Source organism: Ilumatobacter sp. (assembly GCF_030065885.1).
GTDB lineage: Bacteria > Actinomycetota > Acidimicrobiia > Acidimicrobiales > Ilumatobacteraceae > Ilumatobacter.
Genome location: NZ_JASJCS010000067.1, coordinates 1 through 17,583, shown reverse-complemented (window position 1 = coordinate 17,583; position 17,583 = coordinate 1). Strand labels below are relative to the sequence as shown.

The following is a 17,583-nucleotide window of genomic DNA, read 5'->3' as shown; positions in this document are numbered from 1 at the left end:
TCAAGTGAGCGAAATTCGTGACATATTGGCCCGGGAATCGGTAAATAGATGGAAGAGATTCCTCGGCAGCGCTACGTTTCAATGCAGGCGTCATCACACCGCAACAATTCGACTGGACCTTCCGAACGTGCCCGCCGACGCCGGACAGCGAACGAGACGAGCCCCCATGACTCGAGTGCATGACGAGACCAGCGAGGCGCTGCTGCGCGCTGCCCACACGCTGCTGACCGAGCAGGGAGCCGAAGCGCTCACGGTCCGCCGCATCGCAGGCGAGGCCGGCATGAGCACCATGAACGTCTATTCGCGGTTCGGCGGCAAGGACGGCGTCATCGACGAGCTGTACCTCGACGGCTACCGGCGCATGATCGACGCCATCGATTCGATCCCCGAGACCGACGACGTGATCGACGACCTCATGCGGCGCTCGGTCGCGCTCCGCAAGTTCGCGATCGAGAACCCGACCTACTACGCGGTGATGTTCCGGTCGGCGGTGCCGGGTTTCGAACCGTCACCCGAGTCGCGAGAGTTCGCATACACCGCGCTGGCGCGAACGGCGCAGCGCGTCGAGCGCGGCCAGGCCATCGGCGTCATCGCCGTCGTCGACGACTGCAACCCCGGCGAGATCGCGGCGTCGCTGTTCGCCACCTGCCACGGCCTGATCAGCCTCGAAATCGACGGCGTGGCAGCGGCCACCGTCAGCTGGCCGAACGTCTTCGACTTCGGCATCCGCACCGCGCTCGCCGGCCTGCACCCCTCGGTCGCCCCGGCGAAGCGCTGACCCGTCGGGCTCCACACGGACCGCCGCGCGCACGGGCGCACACTCGGACGCCCGCAGCCGAACCGCTGATCCGTCGCCCGCGGGCCCTCGCACCCACCGGTAGCCTGCCTCGGCAATGACGGCGGCCGTGCTGGGGAACATCATCACCGACACCACCGACTGGTTGGCGGACTTCTCCGCCAACTGGTGGTTCCTCGTCATCATCTTCGCCGTCTCCTACTTCGACTCCGTCATCCCGATCGTGCCGAGCGAGACGATGGTGATCATCGGTGGCGTGGCGGCGGGTCAGGGCGACCAGCACGTCCTCGCCGTGATCGCCTGCGGCGCGGTCGGCGCGTTCCTCGGTGACAACACGGCGTACCTGATCGGCGCCCGTCTCAGCGGATTCATCGACCGGTTGATCGAGAAGCGGCCCAAGTGGCGGGCGCGGCTCGACGCCGCGGCCGACCAGATCCGGTACCGGGGCGGGCTCCTCTTGATCACCGCCCGCTTCATCCCCGGAGGACGCACCGCCCTCACCGTGTCGTCGGGGATCACGCATCAGCCACGCCGCTGGTTCGTCGGCTGGGTCGCGATCGCCGCCGTCATCTGGGCGACGTACGCAGCGTTGCTCGGGTTCCTCGGCGGCAAGGCGTTCGAGGACAACCACACCCTCGCCTTCCTGGTGGCGTTCGTCGCCGCCGTCAGCATCACGCTCCTCATCGAGCTCGTCCGCCACCTCCGAGCCCGGTACGCCTGACCGGTTGGCGCCCCCCGGAGATCATCGGCGAGACTCGCCCGATGCTGGTTTCCGAAGCGGTGGCCCGCCGCAAGTCCGTCCGGAGCTTCACGAGCGAGCCCGTCGACGACGACACGATCCGTCGGTTGCTGGAGGCCGCCGCTCGCGCGCCGAGCGGCGGCAACGTCCAACCATGGCGGATCTACGTCGTCAACGGCGACACGATGACGCGCTTCCGCGAGTTCATCGCCGACCGCCCGATCGAGGCCGGCGAGTACGACATCTACCCGCCGAAGCTCTGGGAGCCCTACCGAACCAACCGCTTCACCATCGGCGAGCAGATGTACGCCACGCTCGGCATCGACCGCGACGACAAGGAAGGTCGCATGCGGCAGTTCGCCCGCAACGACGAGTTCTTCGGCGCGCCCGCTGCGCTGTTCTGCTTCATCGACCGCCGGATGGGCCCACCGCAGTGGTCGGACCTCGGGATGTTCCTGCAGACGTTCATGCTGCTCGCACAGGAGGCCGGCATCGACACCTGCCCCCAGGAGTACTGGTCGGTGCGCCACGGCGCGGTGCGTGAGTTCGTCGCAGCACCCGAGGAGGAGCTGCTGTTCTGCGGGATGGCGATCGGCCACGCCGACTGGGACGCGCCCGTGAACACGCTCGTCAGCGAGCGGATGCCGCTCGACGAGTGGGCCCGCTTCGTCTGAACGCACGCCGCCGGTGATCACGTTCTCGGACGCGGAGCGACGGGCACGGATGGTCGAGCGGCATCGGCTGAGCAGCCGCCGTCGCGCCGACCGGGTCGACACCGTCGCCGACGACCTGGTCGGACTCCATTCGAGCGACCCGGTCACCGTCTACCTCTCGCTGCACGCGCGCCTGGACGGGGCGACGATCGAGTCGATCGAGCGGGCGCTCTACGAGGACCGCAGCGTGGTCCGCCACCATGCGATGCGACGAACGCTGTGGGTCTTCACGCCGGAACATGCGCGACTCGCTCACGCCTCGACCACCCTCGGCCTCGTCGGGCCGCAACGGCGGGCACTGGTCAAGCTGCTCGCCGAGAACGAGGTCGCCGACGATGCCGATCGCTGGCTCGACGAGGCGTTCGCCGCTGTCGCCGCCGTGTTGCGCGAGGTCGGCGAGGCGACGGCGCGCGAGCTCGGAGAGCGGGTGCCGTCGCTGCGGGCCGGACTCTCCTACGCGCCCGACAAGCCGTACGGTGGAACCATCTCGGCGCACACCCGCGTGCTCGTGTTGATGGGCTTCATGGGCCGGATCGTTCGGGCGCGCCCACTCGGCACGTGGGTCAGCGGACAGTATCGGTGGGCCGAAACGGATCGATGGCTCGCGGGCGGCTTCGGATCGGACGAGCCGGCCAGAGCGGCGTCGCAGCTGGTCGACCGCTACCTGCGGTCGTTCGGTCCGGCGTCGCCGGTCGACGTCCAGTGGTGGACCGGGTGGGCCAAACGTGCCACGACGAACGCACTCGCTGCCTGCCGGGCGATCGAGGTCGCGGGGCAGCGGGGGGAGCCGCTGTACGTCGCCGAGGGCGACACGGCGAAGGCCTCGACCGAGCCCTCGATCGCACTCCTGCCCGGCCTCGATCCGACCGTGATGGGCTGGAAGGAGCGTGACTGGTACCTGCCGCCCGAGCGGGCGGCGACGGTGTTCGACCGGAACGGCAACGCCGGGCCGTGCATCGTGGCGGACGGAAGCGTCGTCGGCGGCTGGGCGCAACGTGACGACGGCACGATCGTCACGTCGTTGCACGCGCCGTTGTCGTCGACGCATCGACGCATGCTCGACGAGGAGATCGAGCGGTTGCGGGGCTTCGTCGGCGACTCCCGGTTCACGATCCGGTTCCCGAGCCCGCTGAGCAGGCACCTCGCCAGCTGACCACCGGTCGCGACACTCCTCGCTTGCCCGATCACCGACCGCCCGATCATCGACCGCCCGATCATCGACCGCCCGATCATCGACCGGCCGCGGCCGTCAGTAGCCGATCATCGATCGGAACCGGCCGGCGCCCACGACGTGGATCGACTCGGGCAGGCGGGCGCGCAGGCCGCGGTCCGAGGTCACGACGGTCAGCGACTCGTCGGTGCCGAGCCTCGCAGCCGCCAGCTCGACGATGTGGTCGTCGGCGGCGTCGCGGCCCCGGCGAGGAGCTTCGACGACGGCCAGGTTGCCGCCGCCGAGCTCGAGGGTGGTGTCGTCGACCGGAGCGTCGAACACGATCGTGACCTCGTCGGCGTGGGCCCTGCACCAGACGGCGACTCGCTGCGTGAAGCGCGTGGCCGCCGCCGATCGATCGTTCCACCATCCGTCGGGGCGCGATCCGTAGACGTTGTTGCCGTCGATGATCCAGTGACGAACGCCGTCTCCGGTCGTCACAACAGCGCCGGCTCGCTGACCTCGGCGCAGATCGCTTCGACGAGCGCCGTCGCCAACGGCGAGACGTCGTGAGGGTCGATGCGAGCGACCTGGTACATCGGCGGCAGCTCCCCGAGCGTCGCCCCGGGACGCCACTCGACGATGTCGTCACCGAGGAACCGCGACCCGAGGACGGCGACGCCCAGCCCGACCTCGACGGCGCCCTTCACGCCGGCGGTCGTCTGGCCGGCGAACGCGTCCCAGTGCTCGATCCCGGCGTCGTCGAGCAGTGGCACGCTCACGGCGCGGTAGTTGCAGTGGGCGCCGAACGTCACCAGCGGCACCGGACCCTCGTCGTAGGGCGCCTCGCTACCGGTCATCCAGGCGAGGTCCTCGGTCCACAACACGGTGTCGTCGGGCCGTCGCTCGTCGTCGGACACCTGGATGACGGCGACGTCGATCTCGCCAAGGTCGACGAGCGCGGCCAGCTCTTGGCTGCTGTCGACGACGACCTCGATCCATGCTGCCGGATGCACCCGGTTGAACCGACCCAGGACGGACACGAGCCGAGACGCCGTGATCTCCTCGTTGGAGCCGAGCCTGACCCTGCCGGCGAGCTCGGAGCTGCCGAGCCGTGCGACCGCCCGGTCGTGGGCCTCGACGATGGACCTGGCCTCGTCGGCGAGCGCCCGGCCGTCGCGCGAGAGCCGGACGGTGCGACCCTCGCGAATCAGCAGGACACGGCCGGCCCGCTGCTCGAGTCGTTTGATCTTCCAGCTCACCGCGGACTGCGTGACGTGCAGGTGCTCGGCGGCTCGGGTCATCGACCCGTGATCGACCACTGCGAGCAGCGTTCTGAGGGACTCGACGTCGAGTTGCACGAGTTCGAGCGTACATGACAGATCGTCATCACAAACAGCAAGACATGTCGCTTGCGACATGCTCCGAGCGAGCCGACAATACGGGTATGACGATGCAGCACACCCACCCCCGACGCGCCGTCACCTCGCAGACGCTCACGGCGCAGCAGTTCCGGCACATGGTCGGCCCCGGGCATCAGTTCCCGGTACTGACCGACCGCGTGCTCCGCTACTGGTCCCGCCGCCCGTAGCGCCGCGTCGGGCTCGTCAGAGCAGGGCCGCGGGCACCTCCACCACGCGCGCCCGTAGCCACTCGCCCAGGCTCTTCGCCTGGCCGTCGATGCGCGTCGACGCCGCGACGCCTTCCTCGAGCAGGTCGTGGACGACGAAGTTGATCGACCAGAGGTTGGGCAGCAGGTGCCGGTCCACTGCGAGCTCGGCGGTCTCGGGCAGCAAGGACTGCAGCCGCTCGGCGGTGAGGAACCCCGCCATCCACTCGTAGGCCTCGGCGGAACGGGCGAACACGCCGAGGTTCGCGTCGCCGCCCTTGTCGCCCGAGCGTGCGCCGATGACCGCGCCGAGCGGCCGCGAGACGGTCTCGGTCTCGCCGGTGTCCGCGGCCCCGGCGGCCGGGGGCGGATCACCCGGTCGTTCGTCCTCCCGGTACCCGGAGCCGTCAACGGCGGACTCGACCTGCACGGTGACGCCGCCCACGTGCACGTACTGCGGCACCAACTCCGCCGCCACCCGCGCCGGGCGATACACCCCGAACGGCGATGCGGCGGACGGCCCTCCCGACAGCCCGTAGAAGCCGGGGATGCTGGCGAGCGCCGTCTCGATCATCGCGTTCGAGAACGCCCTGCCGACCTTGCGCTCGTCGGGGTCCTTCACCGTCAACCGCCACTGCGCCGTGGCCGCCTCGTTCGAGTCGGGGTCGTCGCGGTCGGTCCGGATCACCCGCGACGAGATGGCGGCGAAGTCGGCGGGCTCGTACGGGCAGGCGCGCCAGAACGCAGCCTGGGCGGCGGCCGCCTTCGCCTCGATGTCGAGGCCGGTCAGGGCGACTGCGATCGTGTTGCGGTGGCCGCCGAGCTCGTTCATCGCCACCTTCAGCGTGGGCGGCGGGGGCTCGCCGACCGTTCCCGAGATCTGCACCCGGTCGACGCCGACCTGCTCGAGCCGGATGGTGTCGAAGCGGGCGGTGACGTCGGGCCCGAGGTAGCGGGGCCCGCCGATCTCGTACAGCAACTGCGAGGTGACGGTGCCGATCGACACCTCGCCTCCGGTGTCGTCGTGCTTGCCGATCACGGCCGATCCGTCCGCGGCGACCTCGGCCCACGGGAACCCGAGCCGCTCGATGCCGTCGACCTCGGTGAAGAACGAGTAGTTGCCGCCCGTCGCCTGCGCGGAGCACTCGATGACGTGCCCGGCGACGACCGCGCCGGCGAGAGCGTCCCAGTCGTGGCGCGCCCAGCCGTGGTGCCACGCAGCGGGCCCGCAGGTCACGGCGGCGTCGGTGACGCGCCCTGTCACGACGATGTCGGCACCGCGCTGCAACGCCTCGACGATGCCCCAGCAACCGAGGTAGGCGTTGGCGGTGAGCGAGCGGCCGATCTCGCCCAGGTCGCCGCCGTCGACGAACGGCTCGAGCGACCCCGACGACGCGAGCTCGTCGAGGCGGGGCATGAGGTCGTCGCCGTCGACGTACGCGATGACCGGCGACAGACCGAGGCGACCCGCGACGTCGTCGAGGGCGTCGGCGCAACCGGCGGGGTCGAGGCCGCCCGCGTTCGAGACCACCTTGATGCCCCGGTCGACGCAGGTGCCCATCACCTGCTCCATCTGGGTGACGAACGTCGACGCGAAGCCACCACCGGGCTGCTTGGCACGGATCCGGCTGAGGATCAGCATCGTCAGCTCCGCGAGCCAGTCGCCCGTGAGGACGTCGATCGGACCGCCCTCGACCATCTCGCGGGCGCCGGACAGGCGATCGCCGAAGAACCCCGAGCAGTTGGCGATCCGGATCGGCTCGGCCACGGTCACCCCTCCGGCGGTGCGAGCTCGACCAGCAGATCGCCGGCGTCGACCCGCTCGCCAACGCCGAAGCGCACCTCGGCGACGACGTGGTCGCCGTGGGCGGTGATCTTGTGCTCCATCTTCATCGCCTCGACCACCATGAGCAGCTGGCCGTCGTCGACGCGCTGCCCGGCTTCGACGTGCACGGCGATGACGGTGCCGGGCAGCGGGCAGACGGGACCGCTGCCCTCGGCCTCGGCGTCGTGATCGACGAACCGCTCGGGTCGGACCCAGTCGAGCGACCCGGCCGAGCTGGTCGTGCGGCCGCCGGTCGGCCCGACGTCGACGTCGACCACGTGCCTCGTGCCGTCGACCTCGACCACCTGGCGACCGGGAGCGCGATCGAGCAGGCGGACTCGGACGCGACGGCGATCGTCCTCGGCGAGGCTGCCGTCCTCGCGTGGCTCGGGCCACGGGCCGACCAGAACGTCTGCGGTCTCGCCGGTGAGCGTGTACTCGACGAACTCGGTGTCGTCGCCGCAGACCCACGTACGACGCTGACCGCGAGTGCGGAGGTTGCGCCAACCGGACGGCACGAACCCGAGGAGGCCGTCGGCGGCCCGCCCGCGCTGCTCGTCCTCGAACACCAACCCGATGAGGTGAGCCAGACGATCATCCCCGGCCGGTCCGGTCGCGGCAGCGACCTCGGGGTGATCGTCGAGATACGAGGTGAACGTCCGGCCCGCACGGAAGTCGGGCTCCTCCATGATCGCTGCGAGCGTCGCCGCGTTCGTGACGACGCCGCCGGCCAGCCGTGCGGTGCGCATGGCGCGAGCGATCTGCAGCGCAGCGACACCGCGATCCGCGTGGTGAGCGATCACCTTGGCCAGCAGCGAGTCGTAGTCGGGCGAGACGTCGCTGCCGCTGCGGAAGCCGGTGTCGACGCGGACGTCGCCGGCGATGCGGAAGGCGTCGATCGCCCCCGTCGACGGCAGCCAGCCCGCAGCCGGGTCCTCGGCGACGACCCTGACCTCGATCGCGTGCCCGTCGAACTCGATCTGCTCCTGCGTGAACGGCAGCTCGAGCCCGTTCGCGATGCCGATCTGCATCTCGACCAGGTCGACGCCGGTGATCGCCTCGGTGACCGGGTGCTCGACCTGCAGCCGCGTGTTGACCTCGAGGAACGTGATGGCCGGCGCCCCGGCGGCCTCACCGACCATGAACTCGACGGTGCCTGCCCCGAGGTAGCCGACATGGCGGGCCAGCGCGAGCGCGCCGTCGTGGAGCTGTCGCCGGACGTCGTCGATGATGCCGGGCGACGGCGCCTCCTCGACGATCTTCTGGTTGCGGCGCTGGATCGAGCACTCGCGCTCGCCGAGATGGACCACGTTGCCGTGGACGTCGCCGAGGACCTGCACCTCGACGTGTCGGCCTCGCTCGATGAACGGCTCGATGAACACCGTGCCGTCGCCGAACGCCGAGGCCGCTTCGCGGCTGGCCGCCTCGATGGCCGCCCCCAGCTCGGCTGGGTCGCGGACGACACGCATGCCGCGCCCGCCTCCGCCCGCGGCTGCCTTGACGAGCGCCGGCACGGCGACATCGGGAGGCGCGACACCGTCTGCGACCTCGACGATCTCGGTCGTCGGCACGCCCGCCGCGACCGCGGCGCGCTTCGCTGCGACCTTGTCGCCGAGCAGCTCGATCTGCTCGGGTGTCGGACCGATCCACGTCAGGCCCGCGTCGACGACCGCGCGTGCGAACCCGGCGTTCTCGGCGAGGAACCCGTAGCCGGGGTGCACGGCGGTGGCGCCCGTGCGAAGGGCTGCGTCGATGATCGCGTCGCCGCGCAGGTACGAGTCGGCCGGCGTCGAACCGCCGAGCGCGACAGCGACGTCGACCGAGTCCACGTGCAACGCGTTGCGATCCGGCTCGGAGTACACCCCGACCGTCGAGATCCCCATCCGGTGCGCCGTCCGAGCCACCCGGCAAGCGATCTCCCCCCGATTCGCGATCAACAACTTCATCGAAGAACCCCACGTGCTCCGACGCAACCACCCGGTCGGGGTGGCGTGGACGGGGCGAGTGGTCGGCCCCCTCCACCATCGACCGAGCCGGCTTCGCCGGTCGGTCGATCACGGCTGGGCGCGGCGCAGCCGCACGGACCCGTTCGGACCGAACGGAGCGAGGCGCAGCCGAGCGAGTGAGGCCGAGTCACCACTAATGCCGCCAGATCCCGTACTCGCGTGTCCCGCGAACGACGTTGTTGTGAGCGGCCGAGAGCGCCATCCCGAGCACGTGGCGGGTGTCGTTCGGGTGGATGATGCCGTCGTCCCAGACCCGACCGGTCGAGTACAGCGCCGACGACTCGCTCTCGATCTGGGCTTCCAGCGCCGCCTTCTGGGCCTCGAGCTGCTCCTCGTCGACCTCGATCCCGCGGCCGGCGGCAGCGTTGCGGGCGATGATGTCCATCACACCGGCGAGTTGGCGTCCGCCCATGACGGCGATCTTGTGGTTCGGCCACGAGAAGATGAACCGCGGGTCGTACGCCTTGCCGGCCATGCCGTAGTTGCCGGCGCCGTAGGAGGCGCCCACCATCAGGCAGAAGTGCGGGACCTCGCTGTTCGAGACCGCGTTGATCATCTTGGCGCCGTTCCGGATGATGCCGCCCTGCTCGGCCTTCGAGCCCACCATGAAGCCGGTGATGTTGTGCATGAAGACCAGCGGCGTGTCGGTCTTGTTGCACATCTGGATGAACTGCGCGCCCTTCTTGGCCTCCTCCGAGAACAGGATCCCGTTGTTGCCCAGGAGCCCGACCGGGAAGCCGCAGATCGAGCCCCACCCGCAGACCAGCTTGTCGCCGTACAGCGGCTTGAACTCCTCGAAGCGGCTGCCGTCGAGCACGCGGGCGTAGATCTCACGGATGTCGAACGGGATCCGCACGTCGGCCGACGCACAGCCGATCAGCTCGGCCTGGTCGTGGAGCGGCTCGTCGGCTGGCTGGGACGGACCGGGGCCGAGCTTGCGCCATCGGAGGTGCCGGACGATGTCGCGCACCATCCGCAGCGCGTCCATCTCGTCGGCGGCGAGGTAGTCGCTGAGACCGCTCGTGCGAGCGTGCATCTCGGCACCGCCGAGCGTCTCTTCGTCGACGACCTCGTCGATGGCCATCTTCACGAGCGGTGGGCCGCCCAGATAGGCCGTGCCCCGCTCCTTCACGAAGATCGTGTAGTCGCTCATGCCGGGGGTGTAGGCGCCTCCGGCCGTGTTCGGCCCGAAGACCGCGGTGATCGTGGGGATGCCGAGCTTGGACAGCTGCGTCTGGTTCCTGAATCCCTCACCGCCCCTGATGAAGATGTCGGCCTGGTGCGGCAGGTCGGCGCCGGCCGACTCGTTGAGGTTGATCCAGGGCAACCGGTTGCGGCGGATGATCTCCTGGAACCGCATGCCCTTGTCGACGGACCGCGGGTTCATCGAACCGCCCCGGTACGTCATGTCCGAGGCCCCGATCGCACATTCGACGCCCTCGACGATGCCGATCCCGGTGACCGAGCCGGCACCGATCGGGAACTCGCTCCCCCAACCGGCGAGCGAGCTCAGCTCGAGGAACGGCGTGTCGGGATCGACCAGCTGCTCGATCCGTTCCCTGGGCAGCATCTTGCCGCGCCGGCGGTGCCGGTCGACGTAGCGCTGCCCGCCGATCGACGGCACCGAGGCCATGAGCTCGGCCACCTCGGACCAGAGCGCCTCCATGGCGGCGACGTTCTCGCGGTAGTCGTCGGTGCGCGTGTCGAGCTTCGACCGCAAGACGTTCCCCACGCCGGCCACCGTATGTCCCGGTACCAGATGACGTCAATCGGTACCGCCGGCGGCGGCGAACCGGTTTGAGGCGATCTTGACTCATGCACCGCTGGTGGCGTGCCGATGGATGAACCATGAACAGGGGTGTCCCTCAGCGGGAGGGGACCGACAGGGGGTTCACACTGATCGAGCTCCTGGTTGTCATCGTGATCCTCGGCGTCCTCGCCATGGTCGTCGTCTTCGCCGTCCGCGGTGTCAACAACCAGGCCGAGGCGAGCGCGTGCGGCGCGGAGCTCAGGATTCTCAGCACGGCGGTCGAGGCGTACAACGCCGAGACCAACACGATCGCCGACGAAGCGGCACTCGTCTCGGCCGGCGTGATCCGCACAGCGTCGTCGCTCTACGACGTCAGCGTCGACGGCAACGGCGGGTACGACATCGGGCCGGCGGCCGGCAGCGGGTGCACCGGTTCCGTCAGCTCCTCGGGCCCGCCCGCGCCGCCGGCACCGCCCCCCGTTCCGCCCGCGGTCCCGACCGCGATCAGCTACGGCACGATCCCGGCGTGGGAGTACGGCGTCGCCGGCGAGCCGAACGAGATCGTCGTGCTCGGCGGGGCGGAAGGTGCGGCCGACTTCATCCAGATGATCACCGCCGCACCACCGACCGCGCGACGCGTCACGTTCATCAACCTCAGCCAGATCAACGCCGACACCGACATCGACTACATCCTCGACACCCGCGCCCGCCAGACCGGCACGACCGACCTCATCCTCTATCCCGACGACGACACGTCCACGATCACCCGCAGCAGTGGCGGCACCTGGGCGTCGGTCGACGACTACCTGATCAGCGTCGACCCGGGTGACGGCTGGCTGGTCTGGCAGAACCCGCCCCGCGGCGACGGGTTCCACTACGCCGACGCGAGCGGGCCGACACTCGAGTCGCTGATCCTCGCCATCGGCTGATCTCGGACCGACACGGGCGACGCCGGGTCACACGTCGAGCCGTGCGCGCAGTTCGGCGGCGGCTGCGATCGGGTCGGTCACGTGCATCGCATTCAGACCTACCGCCTCGGCACCGGTGATGTTCCACGGGAAGTCGTCGAGGAACAACGCCCGATCGGCGGCGACCCCGAGGCGCTCGAGCGCGAGCCGGTAGATCTCGGGAGCGGGCTTGCGGAGGCCCACGTCGGCCGAGTCGACGACGACGTCGACGAGCTCGTCCGCCCCGATGATCGTGCGCCACACGGCCCAGTCCGCGACCATGTTGGAGACGATCGCGGTCCGGTACCCGGCCGCACGGGCGTCGCGGGCGACGGCGACCATCTCGGGGATCGGGCGGATGCTCTGGACGAACTCCTCGACGCCCGGTGGTTCCGGGAACGCCGTCAAGCCCTCGGCCCGCCAGAACGGCTCGATCCGGGCAACGAACTGCTCGAGCGTGATCTCGCCCCGTTCGGCGGCGTGCCACGGGTGGTCCGTGTCGTCGTCGAGCGGGCCGAGCGCTATCGACATGAAGCGATCTCGGGTGAGACCGAACTCGGCGATCCGTCCCGCCATGATGCCGCCGGGGTTGCCGCCGAGCACACCACCGAAGTCGAACAGCACCGCATCGAGCTCACGCCCTTCCACCATGGCGACTCCGAACGTACCAGCGGGAGAGCACGCAGTGGTACCGTGCGGCCACGATCGGTACCACGGCACGACGCGGAGGAACGGGGCAGCGATGGACGTGAGCGAGGTTCTCGACGACTTGGTCGCCGAGCAGGGCGCACTCGACGCCGTCGTGGCCGCCCTCACACCCGAGCAGTGGGCGCTCGACACCCCCAGCCCGCGCTGGTCGGTGGCCGACCAGATCGGCCACCTGACGTACTTCGACACGACGGCGGCGCTGGCGATCAACGATCCGAGTGCGTTCGTCGACCACCGCGACGAATTGCTGACGCACTTCGCCGACCAGTTGGCCGTCGACGATGCCACGCTCGGCGCGTTCCGAGCGCTCGACCACACCGAGCAGCTCGCCACCTGGAGGGAGCACCGCAACGAGCTCGAGGCCGCCGCGCGGACGCTCCGCAACGACACACGCATCGAGTGGTACGGCCCGTCGATGGGCTCGAAGTCGTTCCTCACGGCGCGCCTCATGGAGGTGTGGGCGCACGGCCAGGACGTCTGCGACGCCGTCGCCGCCGAGAGGCCGTCGACCGATCGCATCCGCCACATCGCCCAGCTGGGCGTGATCACGCGAGGGTGGAGCTACATCGTCCGCGGGCTCGAGCCGCCCGACGAAGCGGTTCGGGTCGAGCTCATGTCGCCGGAGGGCAACCACTGGTCGTGGGGATCCGACGATGCAGGCAGCTCCGTCACCGGTCCGGCGGTCGACTTCTGCCTCGTCGTCACGCAGCGACGCCACGTCGACGACACCGGGCTCGTGACGACGGGAGATGCAGCACGAGACTGGATGCTCAAGGCGCAGGCGTTCGCAGGCGGCGCCACCGACGGCCCGCAGCCAGGAGGAAGCTGATGGACTTCGACATGCCCGACGACGACGACCAGCGTCGTCTCGCCGTGCGCGAGTGGCTCGCCGACCATCCCGACCCTACGAACGCCGATCTGCACGCCGGCGGCTACATCGTGCCGCACTGGCCCGAGCCGTACGGGCGCAACGCCGACCCGATGCACCAGTTGATCATCGACGAGGAGTTGAAGCGCGCCGGCGTCACGAGGACGACCGTCGCCACCAACGCGATCGGGGTCGGCTGGGCGGCGCCGACGATCCACCTCGCCGGCAGCGACTGGCAGAAGGAGCGCTTCCTCGATCCGATCTTCACCGGCGAAGAGGTCTGGTGCCAGCTGTTCAGCGAGCCCGATTCCGGGTCCGATCTCGCGAGCCTGTCGACGCGGGCGATCCGCGACGGCGACGAGTATGTGATCAACGGCGCCAAGATCTGGTCGAGCGGCGCCCACCACGCGCAGTTCGGCATCCTCATCGCGCGCACCGACCTCGACGTGCCCAAGCACAAGGGCATCTCGTACTTCATCCTGCCGATGGACCTGCCGGGCATCGAGCTCAGCCCGATCGTCGACATGACGACCGCCTACTCGTTCAACCAGACGTTCTTCGACAACGTGCGGCTCCCGGCGAAGTACCTCGTCGGCGAGGAGGGTGACGGTTGGCGGCTCGCCAAGGTGACCCTGGCCAACGAGCGGGTGTCGTTGTCGTCGGCGGGGTCGATGTGGGGGACGGGCCCATCGGCCGACCACCTGCTCGACCTGGTGCGGGCGACGGGGGGTGTGTCCGATCCGATCGAACGGCAACGGTTCGCGCAGCTGCACATCGAGTCGGAGGTGCTCCGGCTCGGCCGGCTCCGCACGCTCAGCGCCCGCCTACGCGGCAAGACCCCCGGGGCCGAGGCGTCGATCCAGAAGATCATGGGCGACGAGCACGGCCAGCACGTGATGGAGCTCGCGAAGCACGTCGCCGGCCCGCACGGCATGATCGACGGCTCGGGACCGGAGGGCGCTCTTCCCACCGGGTCACAGACGGGTGCCACCGAGGTCAACTTCCCGCGCGGTGAGGGCCACTACCCCACCGTCGACCCGATCTGGCACTACGGCTTCCTCTTCGCTCCTGCGCTGACCGTCGGCGGCGGCACGTTCGCGGTGCAGCGCAACATCGTCGCCGAACAGGTCCTCGGGCTCCCGCGCGACATCAACGTCGAGCAGGGCATGACCTGGTCGGAGTCCCGCCGATCACGCGACTGAGCGACGACTCGAAGTCGCCGCTCAGTCAGTGGTGACGGGGGTCACCGATCGCGTCTCGCCGCGCCGTTGAGGCGAGCCGCATGTGTGGAGATCGTCGCCGGTCGCTCCGCGTCAGTCCTCCGAGTCGTCGTCGTCACCGCGGTGCTTGCCGGGCGCCTCGGCCGACTTGCCCCGCGAGCCGTTCTGCCCGGGCGCATCGGCCTTGCCGTTCGACGAGTCGTCGTCGGACACGTCATCGTCCGACGAATCGTCGTCGGGCGAATCGTCGGCGGACACGTCGTCCTCGGACGAATCGTCGTCATCCGACACGTCGTCCTCGGATCCGTCATCCTCCGACGAATCGTCGTCATCGGACACGTCGTCCTCCGACGGATCGTCGTCGTCCTCGCACGGATCGTGGTCGCGTGCTTCGTTCGCCCGCTTGTCGGAGGCCTTGCTCGATGCCAGCTCGGCGATCGCCTGCCCCTTCTCGCAACCTTCCAGGTCGGTGGTCCGGGCGAACTCGGAGACCATCTCGCCGTGCGACTCGTCCGAACTGTCGTCGTCGCCTTCGGACGTGTCGTCGACGGCCTCGTCGGAGGCGTCATCGTCGCCCGTGGCGTCGCCACCCTCGTCGGTGGTGACCGGCGGGGCGGACTCGGGTGCGGTCGTCGGGGCCGGGTCGGGCTCCGTCGTCGACGTCGGCTCGGTCGTCGACATGGGCTCGAGCTCGGTCGTCGGCGTCGGTTCGGTCGTCGACGTCGGCTCGGTGGTGGACGTCGCCTGAGTGTCCTCCTGGGCCGGTGCGTCGTCGACGAGCACCGGGACGTCGACACCGGCGGCAGCAGCACCACCGACGCTGAGGCCGGCGACGGCGACCCCTGCGACGGCCTTGCCGGCAACGGTCTGGAGGAATGTGGACAGGCTGGGGATCACGGTGACTCCTGCACTCAAGCGGACGTTGCCCAAGAGATCGCCCTACGCGGTCGGACTGTTACAGAACGTGGTCTCAAGCATTCGGCAAGGACGCGCTCGGTTCGCCGCGCCGGGTCGACACCGACGAGTGCCGCGCCACCAACGTGACGGCACTAGCCGAACGCCAACGGGGTGATGGCGGCCGACGTGACGATCGTGGCGATCGTCAGCGGTGCACCGACGCGTGTGAAGTCGCCGAAGCGATAGCCGCCGAGGCCGTAGACCATCAGGTTCGTCTGGTAACCGACGGGCGACAGGAACGAGCACGAGGCGCCGATCAGCACGGCGACTGCGAGCATGCGCGGCTCGGCGCCCGCCTCGGCGGCGACCGACAGCGCAACCGGCAACATGACCGCGGCCGCTGCGGTGTTGGTCAGGAGCTCGGTGAGGACCAGGGTCGCGACCATCACGACCACCACCAGGCCGACATCGCCGAACCCGAGTCGGTCGGTCTGCTCGACCAGGCTGGCGATCTCGCCGGCCAGTCCGCTCTGGCTCACACCGGCGCCGAGGCTGATCGCCGCCGCCATCGTGAGCACGACGTTGAGGTTGATCGCTCGCCAGCCCTCTCGAAGCGTGACCGCGCCGCCGACCACGACCGCGCCGGCACCGAGCAGCGCTGCCTCGAAGAGGGAGAGCCACCCGGTCGCCGCGACGACCACGACCGCGAGCGTGGCGGCGACCACGAGCCACGCGCGGGTCTGTCGCACCGGCGGTGCCGCGTCGACGGCGGCCACGAGCGAGAAGTCGGCGTCACCTCGATACGTGTAGCCGAACGATTCCTCGGCCAGGACGAGGAGCACGTCGCCGGCGCGCAGCGGGATCCGACCGATCTGGCCGCCGAGCGCCCCGTCCGATCGGTGGACCGCCATCACCGCGCCGCGGTAGCGGCGGCGGAAGTCGGCCGACCGCAGCGACTGGCCGACGAGCCGGGATGTCGGCGAGATCACGGCCTCGAAGACGAGCGTGCCCGCACCCTCCGCGTCCAGGAGGTGGAATCGCTCGGTCGCCTCGAGGCCCGCCACGTCGTGGAGATCGATGACCCGGGCGACGTCGCCGACGAAGCAGCAGACGTCGCCCGCCTCGAGCACGGTGTCGGGGGACGCGGCGAGCGACGTGGCCTGCCCGTCCTCGACGCCCGGGCGTTCGATCAGCGCGAGGAAGGCACCATCGAGATTGCGGAGCCCGGAGTCGGCGATCGTCCGCCCGACGAGCGGGCCACCGGCCTCGACTCGCGCCGCCATCTGGAACTCCCGAGCCCGCCGGCTGAGGTCCCTCGCCACGGCGGTCCGTTGCGGGAGCAGACGGACGCCCACGGTGGACAGCAGCACGATGCCGACCGCTGCGACAGGCAGGCCGACCACCGTGATCTCGAGCACATCGAACGGCTCGGCGCCCGACTGCTCGAGCAGATCGGACACGACGAGGTTGGTCGACGTGCCGATCAGCGTGATGACCCCGCCGAGGATGCTGGCGAACGACAGCGGCAGCAGGAACCGCGAGGCATCGTTTCCCGTCCGTTGGGACCAGCGCACCACGCGCGGGGCGAACATGGCGATCAGCGGAGTGTTCGGCACCACCGCCGAGAGCGCAGCAGTCGAGGCCGCCAGAGTCGGGAGCGCCCGGCGGCGTTCGAGCGCCCGGTCGACCACGGTCGCGAACGTACCCGTCGCAGTCGCCGCACCGGCCAGCACGTACAACGCTGCGATCGTGGCGGGGGCGGGACTCGACAGCCCGCTCAACGCGAGGTCGGGTTCGATCACGTCGGCGAACAGCAGCACGCCGACAGCTCCACCGAGCACGACGACGGGCGGGAACCGGTCGGTGACGAGCACCCCGATGGTGCCGATCAGGACCAGCAGCGCGATCCACGAGTCGGCGCTCACCGGCGTCACGCTATCCCGGTCACCGCCCGGCACGAGGCACGGTGGAGGCGCCGGCGCGGCCCTCGCCACGCTCACCGACAGTCCGTCGGCACTCAGTAGCTGCGGGGCAGGCCGAGCACCGTCTGGGCGATGTAGTTGCACGTCATCTCCTGGCTGACGGGCGCCAGCCGCTGGATGCGCGCTTCTCGCCAGTACCGCTCGACGTGGTACTCGGTGGCGTAGCCGAGACCCCCGTGGGTCTGCACCGCCTGATCGGCTGCGAACCAGCACGCCTCGGCGGCGAGGTACTTGGCGGTGTTCGCCTCCCGGCCACAGGGCAACCCGCGGTCGTAGCGCCACGCCGCCTGCATCGTGGTCAGCCACGCAGCGTCGAGCTGCATCTGCGCCTGTGCGAGCGGATGAGCGATCGCCTGGTTCGAGCCGATCGGTC

At 70.0% G+C, this 17,583-nt stretch carries 17 protein-coding genes; 8 read left to right on the top strand and 9 right to left on the bottom strand.

Annotated elements, in window-relative coordinates; genetic code table 11:
• The first annotated feature begins 166 nt into the window (after nt 1-166).
• The 4 genes from QNJ12_RS14710 to QNJ12_RS14695 all read left to right on the top strand — a co-directional run bounded on the left by QNJ12_RS14710 (nt 167) and on the right by QNJ12_RS14695 (nt 3,401).
• Nucleotides 167-778, top strand: coding sequence for a TetR/AcrR family transcriptional regulator (locus QNJ12_RS14710; protein WP_300623620.1), 612 nt, complete (start codon nt 167-169; stop codon nt 776-778).
• Between the two features lie 115 nt (nt 779-893).
• Nucleotides 894-1,517 carry a DedA family protein gene (locus QNJ12_RS14705; protein ID WP_300623618.1) on the top strand — a complete coding sequence of 208 codons (624 nt, stop codon included), beginning with the start codon at nt 894-896 and terminating at the stop codon, nt 1,515-1,517.
• Between the two features lie 41 nt (nt 1,518-1,558).
• Nucleotides 1,559-2,209, top strand: coding sequence for a nitroreductase (locus tag QNJ12_RS14700; RefSeq protein WP_300623617.1), 651 nt, complete (start codon nt 1,559-1,561; stop codon nt 2,207-2,209).
• A 13-nt stretch (nt 2,210-2,222) separates the two neighbouring features.
• Nucleotides 2,223-3,401 carry a winged helix DNA-binding domain-containing protein gene (locus tag QNJ12_RS14695; RefSeq protein ID WP_300623616.1) on the top strand — a complete coding sequence of 393 codons (1,179 nt, stop codon included), beginning with the start codon at nt 2,223-2,225 and terminating at the stop codon, nt 3,399-3,401.
• Between the two features lie 96 nt (nt 3,402-3,497).
• Here the strand turns inward: QNJ12_RS14695 and QNJ12_RS14690 are convergent, their stop codons facing one another.
• Both QNJ12_RS14690 and QNJ12_RS14685 read right to left on the bottom strand, forming a co-directional pair.
• Nucleotides 3,498-3,899 (bottom strand): hypothetical protein, encoded by a 402-nt coding sequence (locus tag QNJ12_RS14690; RefSeq protein ID WP_300623615.1) that lies wholly within the window; start codon nt 3,897-3,899, stop codon nt 3,498-3,500.
• Nucleotides 3,896-4,759, bottom strand: coding sequence for a LysR family transcriptional regulator (locus QNJ12_RS14685; RefSeq protein ID WP_300623613.1), 864 nt, complete (start codon nt 4,757-4,759; stop codon nt 3,896-3,898). The genes QNJ12_RS14690 and QNJ12_RS14685 overlap by 4 nt, the downstream gene beginning before the upstream one ends.
• An 86-nt stretch (nt 4,760-4,845) precedes the next feature.
• Here QNJ12_RS14685 and QNJ12_RS14680 point away from each other — a divergent pair, with 86 nt between their 5' ends.
• Nucleotides 4,846-4,989, top strand: coding sequence for a hypothetical protein (locus QNJ12_RS14680; protein WP_300623611.1), 144 nt, complete (start codon nt 4,846-4,848; stop codon nt 4,987-4,989).
• 16 nt (nt 4,990-5,005) lie between these two features.
• Here the strand turns inward: QNJ12_RS14680 and QNJ12_RS14675 are convergent, their stop codons facing one another.
• The 3 genes from QNJ12_RS14675 to QNJ12_RS14665 form a co-directional block, all read right to left on the bottom strand.
• Nucleotides 5,006-6,775 (bottom strand): acyclic terpene utilization AtuA family protein, encoded by a 1,770-nt coding sequence (locus QNJ12_RS14675; protein ID WP_300623609.1) that lies wholly within the window; start codon nt 6,773-6,775, stop codon nt 5,006-5,008.
• A 2-nt stretch (nt 6,776-6,777) separates the two neighbouring features.
• Complete coding sequence (locus QNJ12_RS14670) at nt 6,778-8,778, bottom strand: biotin carboxylase N-terminal domain-containing protein (protein ID WP_300623608.1); 2,001 nt, start codon at nt 8,776-8,778, stop codon at nt 6,778-6,780.
• A gap of 193 nt (nt 8,779-8,971) precedes the next feature.
• Nucleotides 8,972-10,504, bottom strand: a complete 1,533-nt coding sequence (locus tag QNJ12_RS14665) for an acyl-CoA carboxylase subunit beta (RefSeq protein WP_367281796.1) — start codon at nt 10,502-10,504, stop codon at nt 8,972-8,974.
• A 182-nt stretch (nt 10,505-10,686) separates the two neighbouring features.
• Here QNJ12_RS14665 and QNJ12_RS14660 point away from each other — a divergent pair, with 182 nt between their 5' ends.
• Entirely contained in the window at nt 10,687-11,517 is an 831-nt protein-coding gene (locus tag QNJ12_RS14660) for a prepilin-type N-terminal cleavage/methylation domain-containing protein (protein ID WP_300623605.1), read from the top strand.
• Nucleotides 11,518-11,544: 27 nt separating this feature from the next.
• Here QNJ12_RS14660 and QNJ12_RS14655 read toward each other — a convergent pair whose 3' ends face one another.
• Nucleotides 11,545-12,186: an HAD-IA family hydrolase gene (locus tag QNJ12_RS14655; protein ID WP_300623603.1), complete on the bottom strand. Its 642-nt coding sequence runs from the start codon at nt 12,184-12,186 to the stop codon at nt 11,545-11,547.
• Nucleotides 12,187-12,277: 91 nt separating this feature from the next.
• On the opposite strand from QNJ12_RS14655, the gene QNJ12_RS14650 reads away from it, so the two are divergent.
• Together QNJ12_RS14650 and QNJ12_RS14645 are read left to right on the top strand one after the other, a co-directional pair.
• Complete coding sequence (locus QNJ12_RS14650; protein WP_300623602.1) at nt 12,278-13,072, top strand: TIGR03084 family metal-binding protein; 795 nt, start codon at nt 12,278-12,280, stop codon at nt 13,070-13,072.
• Complete coding sequence (locus QNJ12_RS14645) at nt 13,072-14,313, top strand: acyl-CoA dehydrogenase family protein (RefSeq protein ID WP_300623600.1); 1,242 nt, start codon at nt 13,072-13,074, stop codon at nt 14,311-14,313. The genes QNJ12_RS14650 and QNJ12_RS14645 overlap by 1 nt, the downstream gene beginning before the upstream one ends.
• 111 nt (nt 14,314-14,424) lie before the next feature.
• Here QNJ12_RS14645 and QNJ12_RS14640 read toward each other — a convergent pair whose 3' ends face one another.
• From QNJ12_RS14640 to QNJ12_RS14630, 3 genes are all read right to left on the bottom strand, one after another.
• Nucleotides 14,425-15,228: a hypothetical protein gene (locus QNJ12_RS14640; RefSeq protein WP_300623598.1), complete on the bottom strand. Its 804-nt coding sequence runs from the start codon at nt 15,226-15,228 to the stop codon at nt 14,425-14,427.
• 152 nt (nt 15,229-15,380) lie between these two features.
• Complete coding sequence (locus tag QNJ12_RS14635) at nt 15,381-17,153, bottom strand: SLC13 family permease (protein WP_300623596.1); 1,773 nt, start codon at nt 17,151-17,153, stop codon at nt 15,381-15,383.
• A 92-nt stretch (nt 17,154-17,245) separates the two neighbouring features.
• On the bottom strand, nt 17,246-17,583 hold a 338-nt coding region (locus tag QNJ12_RS14630; protein WP_300623594.1), incomplete at its 5' end, for an acyl-CoA dehydrogenase family protein.